Raw genomic sequence first — 18,880 nt, forward strand, 5'->3', positions numbered from 1 at the left:
GGGCGCGGGCCTGGTGGCCGCCGGGGGAGCGGCGGCGGGCGGGGCGGCGGCCGGCGGAACGTCCGAATCGCGGCCTGCCGAGCCTGCCGCCTCGGCGCGGGCCGCAGGCCGCTCCGGAACGGCCGGTGCGGTCGGGTCGGCCTCGGGCGGCGCGGCCGGCGGCGTCCGGTCGGCCGGCGACGGCTCTGGGACCGTCGACAGCGCCTGTGCCGGGGCGCTCCGGCGCGCCGCCGGGACGGGTCGGGTGGCCGGCCGGTCCGGCGCTGCCCGTGGGGAAGAAGGTACGGCGGACTCGGGCGACGAAGCGGGCACCTCGACCGGAGCGCCGGCGGGCAAGTCCGGGACCGTGGCCTCGAACGGCTGCGGGGCGCGAAGGCGGACGACGGGTTCCCGGCCGGTGGCCCGCTGCGCCATCCGGGCGAAGAAACCCGCCTCGCCGCTCACGCCGCCCGCCCCGCCGCGAGGGCCAGGTACGCGCGCCGCCGCCCGGCCGGCAGGGCGAGGATGTCGGCCTCGGCCCAGCCGTACGCGGCGGCCAGGGTGGCCACCTCGGCCAGCACCGCCGGGGCGCGGCCGGCGACCCGCTCCCAGAGCAGCTCGGCGACGTCCAGCGCGGCGACCACGCCGTCGCCGCAGCCGGGGCAGCGGGTCCGCAGCACCACGGCGGCGGCCCCGGCCAGCTCCTCGGCGGCGGCGTCGACGGCCCGGCGCTGCTCGGCGGTCAGCTCGCCCGGGGCGACGGGCCGGTCGGCGGCGTCCCGGACGCAGCGGGCGAGCAGCGCGCCGAGCGGGTCGGCGGACCGCCCGGCGGCCAGCAGATCCCGGGCCGTGGGGGCGCGGACCCGCAGCGTGCCGCCGTCGACCGTCCCGCTGTCCCCGGCGGGCAGCGCGGCGACCGGGTCCAGCGGCAGCGCCACGTCGAGGACCTCGCCGCAGCCGCAGGTGAGCACGGTGTCGACCGGGTCGCCGAAGGTGTCGGCGTGCAGCCGGGCGGCGAGCGCGGCGACCGCGCCGACCGGCAGGTCCAGGGCGGCGTCGAGGTCGGGCAGGAGCCCGGCGCCGTGCAGCAGCACCGGGCCGCGGGCCGCCGGCGGTGCGGTCGCGGCAGCCTCCCAGACCGCCAGCAGCCGGCCGGGGTCGTCCAGGGCGGTCATCGCGGTCAGGGTTCGACGAAGGACGGCTCGGCCGGCTCGGCCACCGTGTAGTCGCGTTCCCAGCCCTCGTTCTCCAGCTTGATGCTCTGGATGGCCACCGCGTTGGCGTTGGCGTCCAGTTCGGGCAGCGCCACCCACTCGGACACCCAGCACCGGTAGACCTTGTACGCGATGACCAGCTGGCCGGCCTCGTTGTACATCTCGATGATGATGTCCTTGCGGAAGTCCGCGAGGGACGTCTCCGCGCCTAGCCCGGAGCCGTAGTTCCACACCTTGTTGGCCCACTGCTCGAAGTCCGGGTCGTGGGTGACGCCGCGCTCCAGCACGATCGCGTCGTACTCGGTGCGCCCCGGGGACTTGCGGCTGCTGCTCGGGTCGCCACCGTGCCGGTGGGTGACCACCTCGGTGCTCCGCTTCAGCGTGCCGATCTTGCTGATCCCGGCGACGTATCGCCCGTCCCACTTCGCCCGGAACTTGAAGTTCTTGTACGGGTCGAAGCGCTGCGCGTTGACCGTGAACTCGGCCATGCCCGCCCCTCCTAGGTCGCCGCGGCCGCGGTCCGCTGCTGGATGCCGATCACCACGAACTCGGCCGGCTTGACGGCCGCGAAGCCGACCAGGATGTTCAGCACCCCCCGGTCGATGTCGTACGGCGTGGTGGTCTCGCTGTCGCACTTGACGAAGTACGCCTCCCGCGGGGTGCGGCCCTGGAAGGCGCCCTGCCGGAACAGGTCCTGGAGGAACCCGCCGATCGAGGCGCGCACCTGCGCCCACAGCGGTTCGTCGTTGGGCTCGAACACCACCCACTGGGTGGCCCGGACCAGCGTCTCCTCCAGGAAGAGCGCCAGCCGCCGCACCGGCACGTACCGGTACTCGTCGGCGAGCACGTCCGCGCCGCGCAGCGTCCGCGCGCCCCAGACCAGCGTGCCGGTGGCCCGGAAGGTGCGCAGGCAGTTCACCGCGTACGGGTTGAGGTTGCCGTTCTCGCCGTCGGTCAGGGCGAGCGCCGGCCCGGTCACCCCCGCGAGGGCCGCCTCCACCCCGGCGGGCGCCTTCCACACCCCGCGCGCCGCGTCGGTGCGGGCCATCACCCCGGCGACCGCGCCGCAGGGCGCGAACTCGCGGACCGCGCCGTCGCGCAGCGGGTCGGGTCGACGTACCCGGGGGAAGTAGAGGGCACCGTTGCGCCCGTTGGCGGTCAGCCCGCGGGCGCCGAGCCAGGCCCGAACCGTGTCGGCGGTCTCGGTGGGCGGCGGGTCGACCAGCAGGAAGGCCCGCTGGCGTACGCAGAAGTCCAGCGCGTCGGCCCACACGGTGTCGTCGAGGGCTTGGTCGGGCACCGACGGCGGCAGGCAGAGCAGGGTGAACAGGTCGGCGTCGCGCAGCGCGTAGATGCCCTGCTTGGTGCCCTCCAGCGCGCCGCCGTCGGTGTACTCGGCGGCGGTCAGGTGGGTGCCGTCGACGCCGGTGGCCGCCGGGTCGGCGGTGTCCACGTCGTAGCCGCCCGCGTCGGGCCGGCCGGTGCCGGGCAGCGCCGGCGACGAGCCGACCCGGACCAGCCGGGACGCGGCCAGCACGGTGTCGACCCGCCGCGGACCGTCCACCAGGGTCACGTTCGGGTACGTCTCGACCAGCACCGGATTCTCCGCCGGGCCCTCCCGAACGGTCAGGTGGAACAGCTCGTCGGCGTCCACCCCCTGCTGGTCGGCGACCGTGGTGGCCTCCTCGCCGGTCGCGTGCGTCACCTCGGCGTGCAGCCCGTTGCCCCAGCCGCCCGGCCCGACCGCTTCGAGGGTGAGCGCCCCGTTCAGGTCGAGCTGCGCGCTGGTCGCGTCCCGGGCCAGCCGGACGATCACCGCCTGGTTGCCGCCGTTGAGGTAGAAGTCGCGCACGGCGTAGCCGAGGCCGCTGTCCCGCCACAGGCCGCCGAAGGTGCGTTCGAACTCCGCGTACGAGGAGATGGCCACCGGCACGTCGACCGGCCCGCGCAGCGCCCGCCCGACGAACGCGGCCACGGCCGTGGCGACGCCGGTGATGGTGCGACTGCCGCCGGGTATCTCCTGGATGTAGACCCCGGGATGGCTGAGCGTTGCCGCCATGACGACTCCTCGACTCCACGGGCGTGCCGTACGCCGCTGGCGCGACTGTGCCGCCCGCCCGTCACCGCGCCGTCACCCGACCGTGTCGACCCGGGGAGGGGATGAGCGAGATCGTCACCGACGACATGTCGTTCCTGGTGGACCCGGTGACCCCACGCAGCGGCGATGGACGGGTACGGGTCCACCTTGTTCGACGACAGGTGGAAGCTGGGCGCAGCCGAGGAATGCCCGGCAGGCTCTCCCGGCTCGACCTGCGGGCCGCCGGCCACCCGGCCCGGCCAGGGTGAGGTCGTGGCAGGCCCGCGAAGCCCGCCCCGGGGGCTGTTGTCGCCGAGGGGGGCGCCGAGCCGTCGGGCCTAGGCTGGCGGCGTAGGTGACCCAGAACGCGGTGGGTCCGGAGAGGAGCGACGACAGCCATGACCGTACTGCCGGCGTCGCCGTCGCAGCAGCCGCCCAGCGACCCGGGCGGCAACAGGGCCATGTCGTTCGCCCTAATCTTCCTGGTCGCGCTGCTGGTAGCCAGCTGGACGGGGTTCATCGTCTGGCTCAGCACCCACCAGCTGGCCGACGCCATCCTCCGTGCCGGTATGGCCTTCGCCGGTGCCGTCGGGCTCAGCCTCGCGGTCTGGACGGCGTACCGGCAGAAGTGACGATCGGACGGCCCCGGGTCTCTGCCCTGGGGCCTCCGGCCGCCGTCCTGGTGACGCGGTGGACGACGGGCCGGTGACGGGCGGGCGGGAGGCTGGGCCGGCCCGCGCACCACACTCCCGCCCCGGAGGCCCTCCCGTGACAACCCCTGACCCGGACCGCGGTGGGGTGGTGGTCGTCCGGGTGTGGTTCGAGGACCGGCCGGACGAGCTCGGCTTCCGCGCCCTGGTGACGAGCTGCCTCGACCTGGCCGGCGGCCGGCCGGAGAGCCGGGCGGTGACCTCGCCGGACGCGGTCGTCGAGGTGGTGCGCAGCCGACTGGTGGACATCCTCGCCGGACACCGACCGCGGTGACGCCCACCGCCCGACCCAGGGAAGGCACATGACCGAGAAGATCAACTGGAGTCTGCAGGTCCGCGTGGCCCACGGGCCGCAGATCGCGGCCACCGGCGTCGTCGACGTCGAGGCGTACGACAAGGTCTCGGTGGAGATCGCGGCCGGGGAGAGCCAGCAGGTGGACCTGGTGCCCGCCGGCACCGAGCGGGTGGGGATGGTGCTGATCGTGCCGGCCACGCCCAGCGCCGACCTGTCGTACGAGATCGACGGCACGGCGATCGCGCTCGACGGCGCGCACGCCTTCCTCGGCGCCGGTGCGGCGCGGCTGCTCGGCGCGGACCCGGCGAGCCTGACCTTCACCAACGACACCGCCGAACCGGCCCGGTTGGACATCCTGGTCGGCCGGGACGTCACCCCCTGAGGGGCGTCGCGATGTGACGCCGGGGTGACGCAGCGCGTTCTACCCTGCCGGGGCAGACCCGCGCCGCAGGGGAGGTCCCGGATGACCGCCGACTTCGTCGACGCCCTCGTCGCCGACCAGCCGGCCGGGTCCGGTCCGGTGCTGCGGCTGCTCGGTGACGTCCGGGTCAGCCACGGATCCCGCTGGTACGACGTGCCCGAGGGCAGCAAGCGGCTGCTGGTCTACGTCGCCCTGCACCGCCGCCGCCTCGACCGGGGCCACGCCGCCGCCACCCTGTGGCCGGACGCCCCGGACGCGCGCGCGGCCGGCAACCTGCGCTCGGCGCTGTGGCGGCTCAACCAGGCGCACGTCGAGCTGATCGGGGTGGACCGGCACCACCTGTCGTTCCGGCCCGGCGTGCTGGTCGACATCGACCTGGTCACCGCATGGGCTGGCCGGCTGATCGCGGGCCGCCCGGCCGGCGCCGACCTGACCGCGCTGCCCACCGGCGGCATCCTGTTCGACCTGCTCCCCGGCTGGTACGACGACTGGGTGCTCACCGAACGGGAGCGGGTCCGCCAGCGGGTGCTGCACGGCATGGAGGCGATGAGCCGGCACCTGGTCAGCTCGGGCCGCTGCGCCGAGGCCGTCGAGGTGGCGCTGACCGCCGCCGGGGCGGAGCCGCTGCGGGAGAGCGCCCAGCGGGTGCTGCTGGAGGCGCACCTGGCCGAGGGGAACTGGGTGGAGGGCCGCCGCGGCCTGGACACCTACCGCCGGCTGCTCGCCCGGGAACTGGACATGGAGCCCGATCCGCGGCTGGCCGAACTGCTCGACGCCTATCCGCGCGCCCGGCCGGCGGCCACCGCCGACCGCGAGCGCGCCTCCTCGATCAGCGCCATGAGCTGAGCCGAGGGACGCACCCCCAACTGCTCGGCGAGCAGCCGGACCACCAGGTCGGCGTGGCGCAGCGCGTCGCTGACGTTCCCGTCGGCCAGCATCGCGGTGAGCACCAGCCGGTGGCCGCTCTCCCGCAGCGCGTCCGCCGCGACCGCCTCCAGCGCCCAGCCCAGCCCGGCGGCCGGGTCACCGGCCCGGATCGCCGCGCCGGCGGCGTCCTCCAGGGCCCGCAGGGCCCGGTGCCGCAGCAGTTCCCGGTGCATCAGCACCCAGTCTTCGTACCAGCCGGGGAGCAGGTCGGGGCAGCCGTCGGCCGCGTGCCGGCGCAGGAACGCCGGGTCGACCGGGCCCCGGCCGCTGAGGGCGCGGGTGTCCACCGCCACCCCGGCGGCCAGCGCGAGCGCGCCGGTGGAGTCGGCGAGCAGCCCGGGCGCGGCCTTGCGCAGCCGCCACAGCGCCGTCCGCAGGTCGGCCGAGGCCCGTTCCTCCGGCTTGCTCGCCCACATCGACCAGGCGGTGCGCGCCCGGTCCGACGCGCCGCGCACCGCCAGGAAGGCGACGAGCCGCTGCGCGGTCGTCGGCAGGGCGACCGGCTCGCCGTCCCGGTCGAGCGCGAAGCCGCCGAGCAGCCGCATTCGCCAGCCGACCCGTTGCGGGGGTACGGCCTCCGGCGCTGTTCCCGTTCTGATCCACACGTCGGCGCTCCGCTCTGTTGCGGGGTGGGGGCGGAGGGTCACCTCTCGATACCGCAGCCGGCGGGTCTCCGGGAACGGGCCTGTCGGTGGCCGGACATCCCGTTCGTCCGCGCGGCCCGGTCACCGGTCCCGATCGGCGGCGCGGATCGGCCGAACGGCCGTCTCCGGGCCGGCGCGCAGGCGGGTGGGCAAAGTCGTTGGCGAACCGCGTGGGCTGGCCTATGGTGGGCGGATGTACCCGGCCGGGCTGCTGTCCGCGACCGCCGCCACCGCGGCGGCGCCCGCTGCTGCCCACCGCCGGCGTCCGGAAGCCGTGCCCGCCCGTCCGGCGGGCACCCGCTCCGTCGCGCCCATCCACGGCCTGCCGAGCCCGATCCCCACCGACCGTGGCCCACCCGGATCCCGTTCATCCGCGTACGGCCACCCAGGGCGAAGCCATCCGGCTTCGGCCCTTTTTCTTTTTCCTGGAAGGGGATCCAGATGGGCACCGACCTGCACGACGACCGGCTCACCCGGTTGCGCGCCACGCTGACCGACGACTTCGCGGCGCAGACCGCCCGCCTGACCGAACTCACGGCGGACACCGGCGACCCCGGCGAGGCGCACACCCGCGCCGCGCTGATCGCGGCCACCCGGCAGAGCCTGGGGCAGATCGGCGACGCGCTGCGCCGGATGGCCGACGGCGGCTACGGCCGCTGCGAGCGGTGCGCCGGGCCGATCCCGGTGGAGCGCCTGGAGGCGCTCCCGCACGCCACCTTCTGCGTGCCCTGCCAGCAGAAGCACGGCTGACCGGGGTGGGCGCCGGGCCGTCACCGCACGGCCCGGCGCTCCGCCAGCCGGTGCCCGAGCCGGTCCAACAGGACCTGCTCGTGCTCGGGGTTGACGCCGGTCAGGTCCGCGCACCCGTTACTGCCGATAGGTGTTGGCTACGATCGCCGGGTGCGAAGTGGGGGGAGCCTGGTCGCTCTGGTGACAGGGGCGAATCGCGGTATCGGTTTCGAGGTTGCCCGACAGCTCGGACGGTTGGGATACGTGCCCATCGTCGCTTCGCGTGATCGTGGGCTGGGCATGGCGGCGGTAGAGCGGCTGGCCGGGGTTGGCGTGGCTGCCGAGTACGTCGGGCTGGACGTTACGGATGAGGCGACGGTTCGGGCGGCCGCCGAATGGGTCGATCGTCGGTATGGACGGCTGGACGCGCTGATCAACAATGCCGCTATCGCGGTTGACGATGCGCCGCCCAGCCAGTTGCCGATCGACTCGTTTCGGCGCACATTCGAGACCAATGTGATCGGCGTCTTCACGGTGACGACCGTGATGCTTCCGTTGCTGCGGGCGGCAGGCGACGGCCGTATCGTCAATCTCTCGTCGGGGTCTGCCTCGCTGAGTCTGACCAGCTCGGATTGGCCAGAAGAGTGGAACGCCGCCGCGTATCCGTCATCGAAGTCCGCGGTCAATGCGTTGACTGTCCAGTTCGCGACGGAGCTACGAGCGACAGCCATAAAGATCAATGCTGTTGATCCCGGGTACACGTTGACGGAGATGTCTCCTGGCGCTACCCGGACCACAGCCGAGGCGGCCGCCGTGGTGGTGCGGTTCGCAACGCTGGACGCGGACGGGCCGACCGGCGGGTTCTTCAACGCGGAAGGCCCGATTCCCTGGTAACCACCGCGCGTGGTCCCGGCCGCCCTTCCGGTCATCCTTCAGGCACCGGGCTGCGTAGGCTGGCTCGGTGACCCGTAGCGAACGTGGAGACCGCCGATGACCAGCCCGCACACCGTCCGGACCGCCCGTCCCGCCGACGTGGCCGCCCTCGTCGACCTGGTCGAGTCGGCGTACCGCGGTGAGCGGAGCCGGGCCGGCTGGACCACCGAGGCCGACCTGCTCGCCGGGCAGCGCACCGATCCGGACATGGTGGCCGAGGCGGTGTCGAGCCCGGGCGGGACGGTCCTGGTCGCCGAGGACGGCACGGGGATCGTCGCCTGCTGCCAGCTGGAGCGTCACGACGACCACGTCTACTTCGGCATGTTCGCGGTCGCCCCGGGGCGGCAGGGGGGCGGGCTGGGCCGGGAGCTGCTGGCCGAGGCCGAGCGGTACGCGCGCGAGGAGTGGCACAGCGGCGAGATGCGGATGACCGTGATCACGCAGCGGGAGGACCTGATCGCCTGGTACGAGCGGCGCGGCTACGTCCGCACCGGCGAGCTGAGCCCGTTTCCGTACGGAGACGAGCGGTTCGGCGTGCCGCTGCGCCCGGACCTGGCGTTCGAAACCCTGCGCAAGAAGCTCGGCTGACCGACCGGGACGCCGCCCACGGTCGCCGGCCCGCTCACCGACCGCGTGTCGGGCCGTCCGGCTCCGGGCGAAGCCGCCGGAGGGTCCGGAGAACGCCCTGGTGGACCGCCACACCGACGCCCGCGTTCAGCAGCGCCAGCCCGGACGCGGCGACCAGGCTCGGTGTGACGTCCATCGTCCCCGTGGCGACCAGCAGGACGGGCCAACCGACGGCGGCGAGCGACAGCGGCAGCCACCACCAGCGCCCGAGCAGGAGGCCGAGGAGGATCAGGCTCGGGATCATGTCCGGGCCGTCGACTCCGGCGGTGCGTCGGCGAGTTCGGCGATCACCTCGGCGTGACAACGCTCCGGCACGCACCAGCACCCGAGCCGGCGCCCGCGCAGGTCGGGCAGCAGCGCGAGCAGGTCGGGCCGGCCGAGCAGGTACGCCCGGTACTTCTCGATCACCTCGTCGCGGGTGCCGTGCGGGCCGGGGCGGTACGGGCTGGACAGCGGGGACTGCGGGAGCCGCCAGCCGCCGCGGGACATGGCCCGCCCGACGTAGACCACGTCGGCGTACGCCGGGTCGTCGCGATGCCCCTTCAGGTTGACGACCGTGGTTTCCCGCATGGCTCAGCTCCTCGAATGCTCCTGCCCGTGCCTCCAGTGTCGCAGGAGCGGTGCGTCAGGCGTCGGGCGCGGGCGCCGGGCCGGTGGAGTCGCGGACGACCAGCGTGTGACCGGTGGAGCGCCGCCGCGGCCGGGTCGATCGCGGTTTCAGCGCGAGGCTCAGCGCCATCCGCCCCATCTCGGTCATCGGCAGCCGGACGGTGGTCAGGCTGGGGGCCAGGTCGGCGGCGACCGACACGTCGTCGAAGCCGACCACCGACACGCGCTCCGGCACCGGGATGCGCCGCGACCGCAGCACCGACAGCACGCCGATGGCCATGGCGTCGTTGAGCGCGATGATCGCCGTGCTCTCCGGGTGGTAGTGCAGGATCCGCTCGGTGGCCACCCGGCCGCCGTCGCGGGTGAAGTCGGAGTGGACGACGGCCAGGTCGTCGGGGGAGTGCCCGTGCTCGGCGAGCGCGGCGGTCACTCCGGCGAGCCGGTCGGCGACCGTGGTCAGGCCCGGGGTGCCGGCGGCGACGGCGATCCGCCGGTGGCCGAGGGCCAGCAGGTGGGCGCCGATGGCGCGGCCCCCGGCCTCGTTGTCCGGCACCACGGCGTCAACGCCCAGGGCGTGCCGGCCGATGACGGCGACCCGTCCGCCGGTCCGCTGGAAGCCGGCGAGTTCGGCGCGCGCCTCGGCCTCCACGCGCGGGTCGTCGTAGCCGGAACCGGCGATGAGGATGATCCCGACCTGCTGGGCGATGAGGTGCCGGAGCTGGCGCAGCTCGTTCTCCGGATCGCGTCCGGAGTGGGCGATCTGGACCAGCATGCCCTCCTCGGCGGCGACCTGGAGGACGCCGCTGGCGATCTCGGAGAAGTACGGGTCGTCGATCTGGTGGACGATCAGGCCGACGGTGGAGCTGGCGCCGCCGGCGAGGGTGCGGGCGTACGGGTTGGCCACGTACCCGAGTTCGCGGGAGACCTGGCGGACGTGCCGGGCCACCTCCTCGCTGACGCCCTCCCGGCCGGCGAGGGCGCGGGAGGCGGTCGCCAGCGAGACGCCGGCGCGTTCCGCCACGTCGACGAGACGCAACCGTGGTCCGGGTCGGGGCATGGGCAACTCCTGGCAGGCATTGATCCGCGCCGCGCTCTTGCGTGTGGCGTAGGGCACAGCCTAGGGTACGAAAGCGCTTACGTAAGCGCTTTCGTAGGCGCGGCACCGTCACCGTCCTGTCCCGACCCGCCTCCAACTCCACGTGTCCGGGCATCGATCCACGTCCGGTACGTAAGCGCTTTCGTCACCGCACCACCGCACCGACGAAGGGAGCACCTCCCCATGAGAAGACCTCGACGCGTCGCCGCCACCGCCCTGCTGGCCCTGGCGCTCACCTCGGCGGCGAGCCCGGCGCAGGCCGACCGGCCCGGACCGCACGACGTCCACCCCGCCCTCTGGTCGCACCTGGTCGCCTTCTACGACTTCGACCACCCCGTGGACGGCGACCCCGCGCTCGAGCGGGACCTCGGCCGCTCCGGCACCGAGATCGAGCTGGTCAACGGCGGCACGGCCATGCGGGTGCCCGAGCAGGCGTACAAGGGCAGCGGCGACGCGCTGCAGACCCGGCAGGTCAACCCGCAGGCCGCCGGCAACGACGACTGGAAGGCCGGCACCTGGTCGTCCAGCGGCGTACGGACGCTGCGCGCGTTCAACGGCGCCGAGGGCACGACGGTGATGGGCTGGTTCAAGCGGGACATGGACGGTCCCGCGCTGAACTCCACCACCGCCAACCCCGCCGACCGCTTCAATGCGATCGGGCTGGCCGGCGTGCTGACCGGCGACTCCGACGGGCACGGAGTGCGCGCCCTGCTGGAACTCATCGACGTCAGCGGTCAGCTGCGCCTGGTCGCCCTCGGCCGCCGCGTCGACGGCGGGGCCTCGCAGACCTTCGCCGCGAACGAGGACTGGCGGACCCTGCTGCCGAAGGGGGAGTGGGTGCACCTCGCCGCCACCTACGACTTCACCAGCGGCACCATGGCGCTCTACCGCAACGGCGAGCCGGTCGACGGCTTCTACACGACCGCCGGCGACCCGTGGCAGCTCAACGGACCCGGGCCGCACGTCACCAGCGCCACCGACCCGCGCGGCATCAAGATCGGCGGGAGCTTCCCGCAGAACAACCTGGAACGCAACCCGTGCGACTGCCGCATGGACGGCCTCATGTTCCTCGACAGCGTGATCCCGGCGGACGACATCGCCAAGCAGTACCGCTACATGGCCCGCTGACCGTTCCTCGGACCGTCCCACCGAGAAGGAGAACCCGCGTGTTCATTCGCGCTGGCAGCACCGGCAGGCTCCGCAGAGCCGCGCTCACCGCCGGGGTCACTGCCGCCACCCTCGTCCTGTCCACCCTGGTCGCCGGGCCCGCCCGGGCCGACGGCGCCGTCTACGACCCGATCCCCGAGTCGCAGATCCAGTCCCAGCTGGGGCTGGTGCTCGAGGAGTACGCCAGCTTCCCGCAGTCCACGCCGAACCCGGCACCGGTCGACCAGCGGCTGGTGCGCAAGGCCCGGATCAACACGATCAATGAGCTGCCCGACGGCTCCGGACGCCGGTCCGTGCCGGACCTCAACGGCAACCTCTACCTCGTGGAGAACGGGGTGCCGCACGTCTACCTGGACGTGGCGGCCACCTTCGCGCCGCAGTTCTTCTCCGGCCGCGGCCTCGGCCAGGGCTTCGGCTACGTCGCCTTCCACCCGGACTTCGGGCGCAACGGCCGCTTCTACACCATCCACACCGAGCAGGCGTCCCTCGCCACCCGGACGCCGGACTACGCCCAGCCGAACACCATCTACCAGGCCGTGATCACCGAGTGGACGGCCACCGACCCGGCCGCGGACACGTTCGCCGGCACCCACCGGGAGGTGCTGCGGATCGGCTTCGGTGGCCAGATCCACGGCGTCCAGGAGATCAACTTCAACCCGACTGCGAAGCCGGACGACCCCGACTACGGGATGCTCTACCTCGCCGTCGGCGACGGCGGCCAGGGCTACCGCAACGGCGACCCGCAGAACATGGGGATGCCGCACGGCAAGCTGCTGCGCATCGACCCGCGCGGCACCAACGCGCCCAACGGCCGGTACGGGATCCCGGCCGACAACCCGTTCGTCGGACGGGCCGGGGCGCTCGGTGAGATCTACGCGGTCGGCTTCCGCGACCCGCACCGGTTCAGCTGGGACCGGGCCACCGGCCGGATGTACCTGGGCCACATCGGCGAGCACGCCATCGAGTCGATCTACGAGGTCCAGGCCGGCGACAACTTCGGCTGGAGCGAGCGCGAGGGCAACTGGGTCTTCGACAAGACCGCGACCAACCCGTGCGACAAGCTCTACCCGCTGCCGGCCGACGACGCGAAGAACGGCTACACCTACCCGGTGGCCGCGTACGACCACGACCCGGCCTCGGGCTGGAACTGCACCTCGGACGTCGGTGTCGCGGTGGCCGGCGGGTTCGTCTACCGCGGCCAAACCCTCCCGCACCTGATCGGCAAGTACGTCTTCGGCGACCTGGTCGACGGCCGGGTCCTCTACACCGAGGCGAACGAGATGCGCCGCGGCACGGGGCTCGCCCCGATCCACCGGCTCGCCCTGTACACCACCGCCGGCGACCTGGTACGCATGCAGGACCTGTCCAGCCCGGGCGCGCCCGGCGACCCGAAGCGGGTCGACCTGCGCTTCGGCACCGACGCCGCCGGTGAGCTCTACATCCTCGCCAAGGCGAACGGGAAGATCTGGAAGGTGGTCGGCACGAAGACGGTGGCGGAGGGCGACGTGGGCGACACCAAGGTGGTCCACACCGGCGGTGCGGAGAACTGGACGCCCGTCACCCCGTCGAAGTGGCAGTTCGACGGCGACGAGGTCATCCTCGCCGAGGCGGGCGTGAGCCGGCCCGGCCCGCGCCGGCCGTTCGAGTACGCCATCCTCAACAAGGGCCCGGCCTTCTCGTCGGTCCAGATCGACGCCCGGGTCCGCCTCGACACCCCGGTGGAGGTCACCAACCGGGACATCATCATCGTGTTCGGCTGGCAGTCGGACACGCAGTACTACTACGCGCACCTGTCCACCGACAACACGATCTACCCGCACAACGGCATCTTCAAGGTCAACAACGCCGACCGGGAACGGATCGACCACCAGTGGAACGGGCGCTCCCGCGGCGCCAACCCGGCGATCACCGACGCCGACTGGCACAAGGTGCGCGTCGTGCACCTGCCCGCCACCGGTGAGATCGCCGTCTACGTCGACGGGCTCAAGGACCCGCTGCTGACCGCGAAGGACACCACCTTCACCTTCGGTCGGGTCGGCTTCGGCTCGTTCGACAACATCGGCCGTACCCGTCTGTTCACCGTGACCGGTACGCCGGCGGCCTGACGACCGCCTCGCCGTGGGACGGCGGCCACCGTGGCCGCCGTCCCACCGGCGCCGGTCGTGCCCTCGAATCTCTCCGAGCGGTGGTCAGCGGCGTGCGCGCAACTGGGCCACGATCGACGGGTCGGTGATCCGGTCGTCGTCGGCGAGTAGGAACGCCTTGCTGAGGATCAGTGCGAGCCGGTCGTCCTCGAAGGGCAGGAAGACCGGCTCGTGTGGTCCGCGCCGGGACGGCACGATGCAGAGGTAGGTGTTTCCCGGCTCCATCAGGATGTTCGCGCTGCCCAGGTGGATCCGGTAGGTGGACAGCTGTCCCCGCACGACGAGATGGCGATCGGTCAGCTCGCACCGGTCGGCGAGCTTCGTCCGCGGGATGATCCGCTCGAGCGCGCTCCGCCGGGCCTGCGCCGTCGCCGTCAGCTCCGCGAGGCTCGCGTCCCGCCAGTAGTCGGCGTAGCGGTCGTCCCCGCGGTCCATCCAGTGGGGATCGGCGGCGATCGAGGTCACGGACACGAACAGGTCCACGTCGCGCAGGGCTTCGCTGAGGACGATGGCCGGAACGTCGGACAGCGGCGCCGTCCGCCAGGCGCCGCCGACCCGGCGATCGAACCACACCCGGTCGGTGCTGGCGCACTCGATGCCGTCCGGTTGCTGGTCGCGGTAGTCGTGCCGGAGCCCGACCCGCCAGGCCCCGCCGGGCAGGACCCGGTACGCGTCGTCGGTGTCCCCGCCGTCCCACGGACCCAGCCTCGAACACGCCCAGCCCCGGCCCTTCATCAGGGCGTAGAGCTGCCGGTAGTGCACGATGTGCGCGGCGAACCGGTTGGAGTAGGTCTCGGTCTCCAGCTCGGCCGGCGTCAGCAGGTAGACCTCCCGGAACGCCTGCTTGAACGGTTGCCGCAGCTCGCGACCGGTGAACTCGTCGCGCCAGCCCCGGATCTCCTCGGCCGACGTGTTCAGCGGGTGCCACAGCCGGATTTCGGCGTCCGGCTCGGGGGCGGGCACCGGCGTCCCGCTCAGGTCCGCGAAACCGTCGTCCGTCGGGAGCACCGCCCGCCATCCGCCGGACGCCTCCGGCACCTCCCAGATCAGGCGCCGCACCACGTTCCACCCGAGACCGTTCGCCGCCAACTCGTCACGCCAGCGTCGGTACGGCAGCGTGGCGCCGGCGGTGAAGCCGAGTTCCAGCGACCGCGCCACCGTCACGAGCTGGCCCCGGGCCTGTTTCACCAGGTCACGCAGTTCCTTCACGGTGTCGGCGTGGTCGCGCCGTACGGCGGCCGGGACGCTCGCCAGCGCCCTGCCGTCCGCCCGCCGCCACGTCAGGTCGACATCGGGGGACAGGGTGATCACCGCGTCGTACCCGCCGACGGTCACGGTGCGGACGCCATCGAGCCCGAACCCGAGGTCGGGCAGTCGGAACGCCACCTCGGGCCGATCCCCCAGGGCCCGGTCGATCCGCTGCAGCTCGCGGTCGAGCTGCTTCAGCACGCCCTTGTGCCGGGCTACGCCGCGAGCGGCCCGCAGCGCGGCCAACGCCTCCGGCGTGGGGAAATCCTCGACGGCGCGGGCCACCTCGTGCAGCAGTGCCTGCGAGGGGGCTGTCCTGGCGGCGGTCGGCGCCACGGCGGCGCCCAGCAGGAGCGGTCGCAGCAGATCCGTCAGCCACGGCTCGTCGCGCAGCAGGGCGACCCGCACCGCCCGGCCGAGCGTGCCCACCTCGTGCCTCTCGAACGCCGCGTCCGCCTTGTACGCGATCCTGCCGGACTGGATGTCGGCGACCCGTCGGTGTGCCGCATCGAGCGCCCGGCGCGCGAACGACGCGTACTCCGGCATGTCGGCCAGGCGTTGCCACATGTCCGGCAGCCGGGGCGGCGAGTAGTAGCAGCGCTCACCGCTCGCCTCGGCGAGCAGCGCCTGCGCCACGGGGCCGAGCGCGGACACCACCGAGGCCTCGTCCCGGGCGATCGAGCGCAGCGACCACGTGAACAGCTTGCTCCCGATGCGCGCGGTCAACCCGCCGCCAAGCCCGGCTAGGGCCAGCATCGAGTACGGATGATCGACCCGGTACCGTTCGCCGAGAGCCGTGACCAGTTTCCCGGCCGATCGCGCCGCCTCCACCGGCAACGGCCCCTCGCACCGGAGCAGCGCGTTGACGGCCAGCACCGGATTCCCGTAGCCCCACGGCTGCGTCAACTCGTCCACGAGCGCGGACAGCAGGGCGGCACACGACTCCGGGGTGAATGCCGGTTGCCGTCGCTGGCACGCCGACGTGACACCCAGCCTCACCCAGTGGGCGGGATCCACCGGCACGAGGCGATAGGCGGCCGCCAGCAGCACCCCGAGTTCCCGGTCGCTGAGCCGCGATCCGTCCACCACCCGACCGTCGACCGGGTCTTCCGCCGCCGCCTCGGGAACGGTCATCACCCGCAGCAGGCCGGCGGCGTACGGCGACAGGGTCGCGTCGGGGAGCACAGCGGTCATCAGCCACCGACCAGGGCAACGAGCCGGAGAAACGTGATCTCGGTGCCGGTCCGGAGGTCGACCTGCCCGTCGAGGTCCTCGACCTGCCGGTCGTCGACGAGCACGACGAAACCGTTTCGACCGAACGCCTCCACCGCGTGGTCGTACTGGCGGTGCGGGTCGAGCGGGCGATGCTCGGACCTGCGGGGGCCATTGAGCGCGCGCTCGGTCTCCGCCGGCTGCACCAGCCCTCGGAACTCTCCCGAGCGCCGGGCGTTGTGCTCCGCGACCTCCTGGAACACGCGGCGACGAATGACCTCGCGGAGCGGCAGCCGCTCCTCGAAGATCTCCAGATGCCACGCGCCGGGCTCACGACCTGCGGTCGTCTCATCGACGATGCTCACCATCACCACGGCGGTCAGCCTGCCAGACCGGGCCGACAGTTTCCGACCCCCCGGACTCCGGTCCCGGCGGCACCACAACCGAAACGGGTCCCGGGACACTCTTAGTGTTGGTGGGAGGCCGGGTTGCGCGATGAACGAGAGTACGTCGAATACGTCCAGGCACGGATGCCGTGGCTGCGACGGCTGGCGTACCGACTGTGCGGGCAGTGGTCGGCGGCCGACGACCTGGTGCAGGAGTGCCTCGTCGCGCTGTACCGGCACTGGCGGAAGGCAGCGGCCGCCGACTCGCCCGACGCCTACGTCCGGGCGATGCTGGTCCACGCCTACCTGGCCGAACGGGAGCGGTCCTGGACCCGCCGGGTCCGGCTCGTGGCCGACGGGATCGCGTCCGCGGCGACGCCGCTGACCGGCGCCGAGCACCGGGTCGACCTGCTGGCCGCCCTGGCGAAACTGTCCCGCGGGCAGCGCGCGGTGCTGGTCCTGCGCTTCTGGGAGGATCTCGACGTCGCGCAGACCGCGGCGGCGCTGGGCTGCTCGACCGGGACCGTCAAGAGCCAGACCGCGTACGCCATCGCGGCGCTGCGCCGCCTGCTGCCGAACTACGTGCCGGGAGGGGCGGACGCGCCATGAGAGACCTGTTCGCCACCCTGCCGGACGATCCGCCGCCGCTGTCGCCCGGCTACCTGGACACCGTCCTGACCCGGGGTCGCCGCGCGGTACGCCGCCACCGGATCGCCGCGGCCGCGGTATGGGCGGCCGTCGTGCTCGTCCTGGCCGGCCTGGTCGTGCCCGGCGTCGCGCTGCCCGCCCGGCCGGCGACCCCGGCGGCGAAGCCGGGCCTGCCGGACCACTTCGCCGGGTATTCGCTGCTCACCAGCACCGTCGCGGCGGCTCCGCCCGGCCGGGCGATCGCCCTCTACGGCTACGGCAACGGCGAGACGGTCAACATGTTCCAGTCGCTGGTCGTCGGGGCCGACGGGGACACGTACCGGCGGGTCGACGCCATGGAGGAGCGGGACCGCCCGTCGGCGCTGCTCGCTCCGGACGGCACCCGCGTGCTGCTCGGCGACGATCGCGGCGCCACCGGCGACCTGATCCTCGTCGACCTGATCACCGGCACCCGCCGGTCGATCCCGATCGGCGGTCGGGTCGGTGTGCGGCTGCTGGCCTGGTCCCCCGACGGGCGCCACGTCGCGTACAGCGCCGCGCCCCTCAGCGGCACGGACGAGTTCGGCACCGTCAACGTCGTCGAGGCGGAGGTGGCCCGCACCGGAACGCTGCGGCTGCTCGACCTGGAGACCGGGCGCAGCACCGAGGTGCCGGCGATCCGGCCGGCCTGGACGGCGGCGTTCGCGCCAGACAGTCGCCGGATCGCCGTGCAGGTCGGCCAAGTGGCCCACCTCATCGACCTCGACGGCCGCGAGCACGGCAGCGTTCAGATCCCGAGTGGACGCGAGCTGGCCGCCGAGGTCGGCTGGTCGCCGGATGGCAGGCTCCTCGCCACCGTGCCATGGATCTACGAGGGCCCGCTCAACGGCACCACCGGCGGCGACACTGGCCACCACGGCACCTTCCTGTGGAAAGTCGGCGACATCGAGTTCGTGCCCGTCACGGGCAGCGGCACACCACCGGCACCGGTCCCCGACGTCGTGCAACTGCTCGGCTGGCGCTCGATGGGCAGTGTGGTCGTCGCGACCATCAACGCCGCAGGTCACATGTCTATGGCCGAGGTGCAAGTCGGTGCCGGCACCCGCCGGACGCTGTCCCGTTTCGACACCGGTAGCACCTGCGAACTCGGCATCGAGAGCTGCCAGCTCTTCGACCTGCACCTCGCCACCGGACTGCTGCCCGAGTTGGGCGTCCGCCACTCCGGCCGCCCGCAACGCGGCCCTTGGCCGACGCTCCTGACCGCCGTTCTCGGCGTCGTGGTCCTCGGGGCCGCGTTCCTGCTGTGGCGCCGGCAACGTCCGCCAGCGTCGCTCCGACAGCACCACATGGAATAGCTTTCAACGCCTTGGTCAGCCGCCCGTCGGACGCGCTCGCCGCCCAGGTTGCCGTCAAGAAAGCCGGTGCGGGGGCTCTTCCTGGGCCTCGGAGCGATCGCGCTCCTCGTCGGGGCGATCGGTATCGCCAACGTCATGGTGATCTCGGTGCTGGAGCGGCGCACCGAGATCGGCCTGCGCCGCGCTCTCGGTGCCGCGCGCGGTCACGTCGCCGCGCAGTTCCTGACCGAGTCGCTGGTCCTGTCCACGATCGGCGGTCTCGCCGGCATCGCCATCGGCGTCGCGGTCACCGCCGCCGTCGCGCTCGACCGGGGCTGGAGCGTGCTCGTCCCGGCGCAGGCTCTCTGGGGCGGTCTCGGGGTCTCGCTGGCCGCGGGCGCGATCGCCGGCCTCTATCCGGCGTTGCGTGCCGCCGTCATCCCACCGACCGACGCGCTACGAACGGTCTGACACCGCACTTCGGCCGGGGCAGCCCGGGGC

General features: G+C 73.3%; 22 protein-coding genes. 13 read left to right on the plus strand and 9 right to left on the minus strand.

Translation table 11 applies throughout. The annotated features are described in order from the left end of the window. Positions 1-440 precede the first annotated feature (440 nt). The 3 genes from ABZV78_RS18625 to ABZV78_RS18635 are packed head-to-tail and all read right to left on the minus strand — an operon-like array spanning position 441 to position 3,252. Positions 441-1,154, minus strand: coding sequence for a hypothetical protein (locus ABZV78_RS18625; protein WP_355640076.1), 714 nt, complete (start codon positions 1,152-1,154; stop codon positions 441-443). A gap of 5 nt (positions 1,155-1,159) precedes the next feature. Then, positions 1,160-1,681, minus strand: a complete 522-nt coding sequence (locus ABZV78_RS18630; protein WP_091261579.1) for a phage tail protein — start codon at positions 1,679-1,681, stop codon at positions 1,160-1,162. A gap of 11 nt (positions 1,682-1,692) precedes the next feature. Then, positions 1,693-3,252 (minus strand): phage tail sheath subtilisin-like domain-containing protein, encoded by a 1,560-nt coding sequence (locus ABZV78_RS18635; RefSeq protein ID WP_355640078.1) that lies wholly within the window; start codon positions 3,250-3,252, stop codon positions 1,693-1,695. 101 nt (positions 3,253-3,353) lie between these two features. On the opposite strand from ABZV78_RS18635, the gene ABZV78_RS18640 reads away from it, so the two are divergent. The 5 genes from ABZV78_RS18640 to ABZV78_RS18660 all read left to right on the plus strand — a co-directional run bounded on the left by ABZV78_RS18640 (position 3,354) and on the right by ABZV78_RS18660 (position 5,542). Continuing rightward, positions 3,354-3,539: a hypothetical protein gene (locus tag ABZV78_RS18640; protein WP_355640080.1), complete on the plus strand. Its 186-nt coding sequence runs from the start codon at positions 3,354-3,356 to the stop codon at positions 3,537-3,539. 129 nt (positions 3,540-3,668) lie between these two features. Further along, positions 3,669-3,902 carry a hypothetical protein gene (locus ABZV78_RS18645; RefSeq protein WP_355640082.1) on the plus strand — a complete coding sequence of 78 codons (234 nt, stop codon included), beginning with the start codon at positions 3,669-3,671 and terminating at the stop codon, positions 3,900-3,902. Positions 3,903-4,038: 136 nt separating this feature from the next. After that, positions 4,039-4,254, plus strand: a complete 216-nt coding sequence (locus ABZV78_RS18650; protein ID WP_355640084.1) for a hypothetical protein — start codon at positions 4,039-4,041, stop codon at positions 4,252-4,254. 28 nt (positions 4,255-4,282) lie between these two features. Continuing rightward, a complete protein-coding gene (locus ABZV78_RS18655) occupies positions 4,283-4,657 on the plus strand; it encodes a hypothetical protein (RefSeq protein WP_091308430.1) in 375 nt (124 codons plus the stop codon). An 81-nt stretch (positions 4,658-4,738) separates the two neighbouring features. Beyond that, positions 4,739-5,542 (plus strand): BTAD domain-containing putative transcriptional regulator, encoded by an 804-nt coding sequence (locus tag ABZV78_RS18660; RefSeq protein ID WP_355640086.1) that lies wholly within the window; start codon positions 4,739-4,741, stop codon positions 5,540-5,542. Here ABZV78_RS18660 and ABZV78_RS18665 read toward each other — a convergent pair. Continuing rightward, positions 5,473-6,228: a BTAD domain-containing putative transcriptional regulator gene (locus ABZV78_RS18665; protein WP_355640088.1), complete on the minus strand. Its 756-nt coding sequence runs from the start codon at positions 6,226-6,228 to the stop codon at positions 5,473-5,475. The two genes, ABZV78_RS18660 and ABZV78_RS18665, sit on opposite strands and share 70 nt — an antisense overlap. Positions 6,229-6,708: 480 nt before the next feature. Here ABZV78_RS18665 and ABZV78_RS18670 point away from each other — a divergent pair, with 480 nt between their 5' ends. The 3 genes from ABZV78_RS18670 to ABZV78_RS18680 all read left to right on the plus strand — a co-directional run bounded on the left by ABZV78_RS18670 (position 6,709) and on the right by ABZV78_RS18680 (position 8,517). Continuing rightward, positions 6,709-7,017 carry a TraR/DksA C4-type zinc finger protein gene (locus ABZV78_RS18670; protein WP_355640090.1) on the plus strand — a complete coding sequence of 103 codons (309 nt, stop codon included), beginning with the start codon at positions 6,709-6,711 and terminating at the stop codon, positions 7,015-7,017. 180 nt (positions 7,018-7,197) lie between these two features. Further along, positions 7,198-7,890 carry an SDR family NAD(P)-dependent oxidoreductase gene (locus tag ABZV78_RS18675; protein WP_355640092.1) on the plus strand — a complete coding sequence of 231 codons (693 nt, stop codon included), beginning with the start codon at positions 7,198-7,200 and terminating at the stop codon, positions 7,888-7,890. Positions 7,891-7,986: 96 nt separating this feature from the next. Continuing rightward, entirely contained in the window at positions 7,987-8,517 is a 531-nt protein-coding gene (locus ABZV78_RS18680; RefSeq protein WP_355640094.1) for a GNAT family N-acetyltransferase, read from the plus strand. A gap of 34 nt (positions 8,518-8,551) precedes the next feature. On the opposite strand, the gene ABZV78_RS18685 is transcribed toward ABZV78_RS18680, so the two are convergent. From ABZV78_RS18685 to ABZV78_RS18695, 3 genes are read right to left on the minus strand one after another with little or no spacing between them, the layout of a single operon-like run. After that, complete coding sequence (locus ABZV78_RS18685) at positions 8,552-8,800, minus strand: hypothetical protein (RefSeq protein WP_355640096.1); 249 nt, start codon at positions 8,798-8,800, stop codon at positions 8,552-8,554. Then, on the minus strand, positions 8,797-9,126 hold the full coding sequence (locus ABZV78_RS18690; protein WP_355640098.1) for a DUF4326 domain-containing protein: 330 nt from the start codon (positions 9,124-9,126) through the stop codon (positions 8,797-8,799). The genes ABZV78_RS18685 and ABZV78_RS18690 overlap by 4 nt, the downstream gene beginning before the upstream one ends. 55 nt (positions 9,127-9,181) lie before the next feature. Continuing rightward, on the minus strand, positions 9,182-10,222 hold the full coding sequence (locus ABZV78_RS18695) for a LacI family DNA-binding transcriptional regulator (protein WP_355640100.1): 1,041 nt from the start codon (positions 10,220-10,222) through the stop codon (positions 9,182-9,184). A 222-nt stretch (positions 10,223-10,444) separates the two neighbouring features. Between ABZV78_RS18695 and ABZV78_RS18700 the strand changes: the two genes are divergently transcribed. Next, positions 10,445-11,389: a LamG-like jellyroll fold domain-containing protein gene (locus ABZV78_RS18700; RefSeq protein ID WP_355640102.1), complete on the plus strand. Its 945-nt coding sequence runs from the start codon at positions 10,445-10,447 to the stop codon at positions 11,387-11,389. 38 nt (positions 11,390-11,427) lie between these two features. Further along, complete coding sequence (locus ABZV78_RS18705; protein WP_355640104.1) at positions 11,428-13,533, plus strand: PQQ-dependent sugar dehydrogenase; 2,106 nt, start codon at positions 11,428-11,430, stop codon at positions 13,531-13,533. A gap of 84 nt (positions 13,534-13,617) precedes the next feature. Here the strand turns inward: ABZV78_RS18705 and ABZV78_RS18710 are convergent, their stop codons facing one another. Then, positions 13,618-16,014, minus strand: a complete 2,397-nt coding sequence (locus ABZV78_RS18710) for a DUF4132 domain-containing protein (RefSeq protein ID WP_355640106.1) — start codon at positions 16,012-16,014, stop codon at positions 13,618-13,620. Then, entirely contained in the window at positions 16,014-16,400 is a 387-nt protein-coding gene (locus ABZV78_RS18715; protein WP_355640149.1) for a hypothetical protein, read from the minus strand. Before ABZV78_RS18715 ends, ABZV78_RS18710 begins: the two co-directional genes overlap by 1 nt. Before the next feature lie 120 nt (positions 16,401-16,520). On the opposite strand from ABZV78_RS18715, the gene ABZV78_RS18720 reads away from it, so the two are divergent. From ABZV78_RS18720 to ABZV78_RS18730, 3 genes are all read left to right on the plus strand, one after another. Continuing rightward, positions 16,521-17,027, plus strand: a complete 507-nt coding sequence (locus tag ABZV78_RS18720; protein ID WP_355640108.1) for a SigE family RNA polymerase sigma factor — start codon at positions 16,521-16,523, stop codon at positions 17,025-17,027. Beyond that, positions 17,024-18,400 (plus strand): hypothetical protein, encoded by a 1,377-nt coding sequence (locus ABZV78_RS18725; protein WP_355640110.1) that lies wholly within the window; start codon positions 17,024-17,026, stop codon positions 18,398-18,400. Before ABZV78_RS18720 ends, ABZV78_RS18725 begins: the two co-directional genes overlap by 4 nt. 66 nt (positions 18,401-18,466) lie before the next feature. Beyond that, positions 18,467-18,850 carry an FtsX-like permease family protein gene (locus ABZV78_RS18730; protein WP_355640112.1) on the plus strand — a complete coding sequence of 128 codons (384 nt, stop codon included), beginning with the start codon at positions 18,467-18,469 and terminating at the stop codon, positions 18,848-18,850. Positions 18,851-18,880: the final 30 nt, after the last annotated feature.

Origin of the sequence: Micromonospora sp. NPDC004540 (assembly GCF_040610095.1) — a bacterium.
In the GTDB taxonomy this organism is placed as follows: domain Bacteria; phylum Actinomycetota; class Actinomycetes; order Mycobacteriales; family Micromonosporaceae; genus Micromonospora.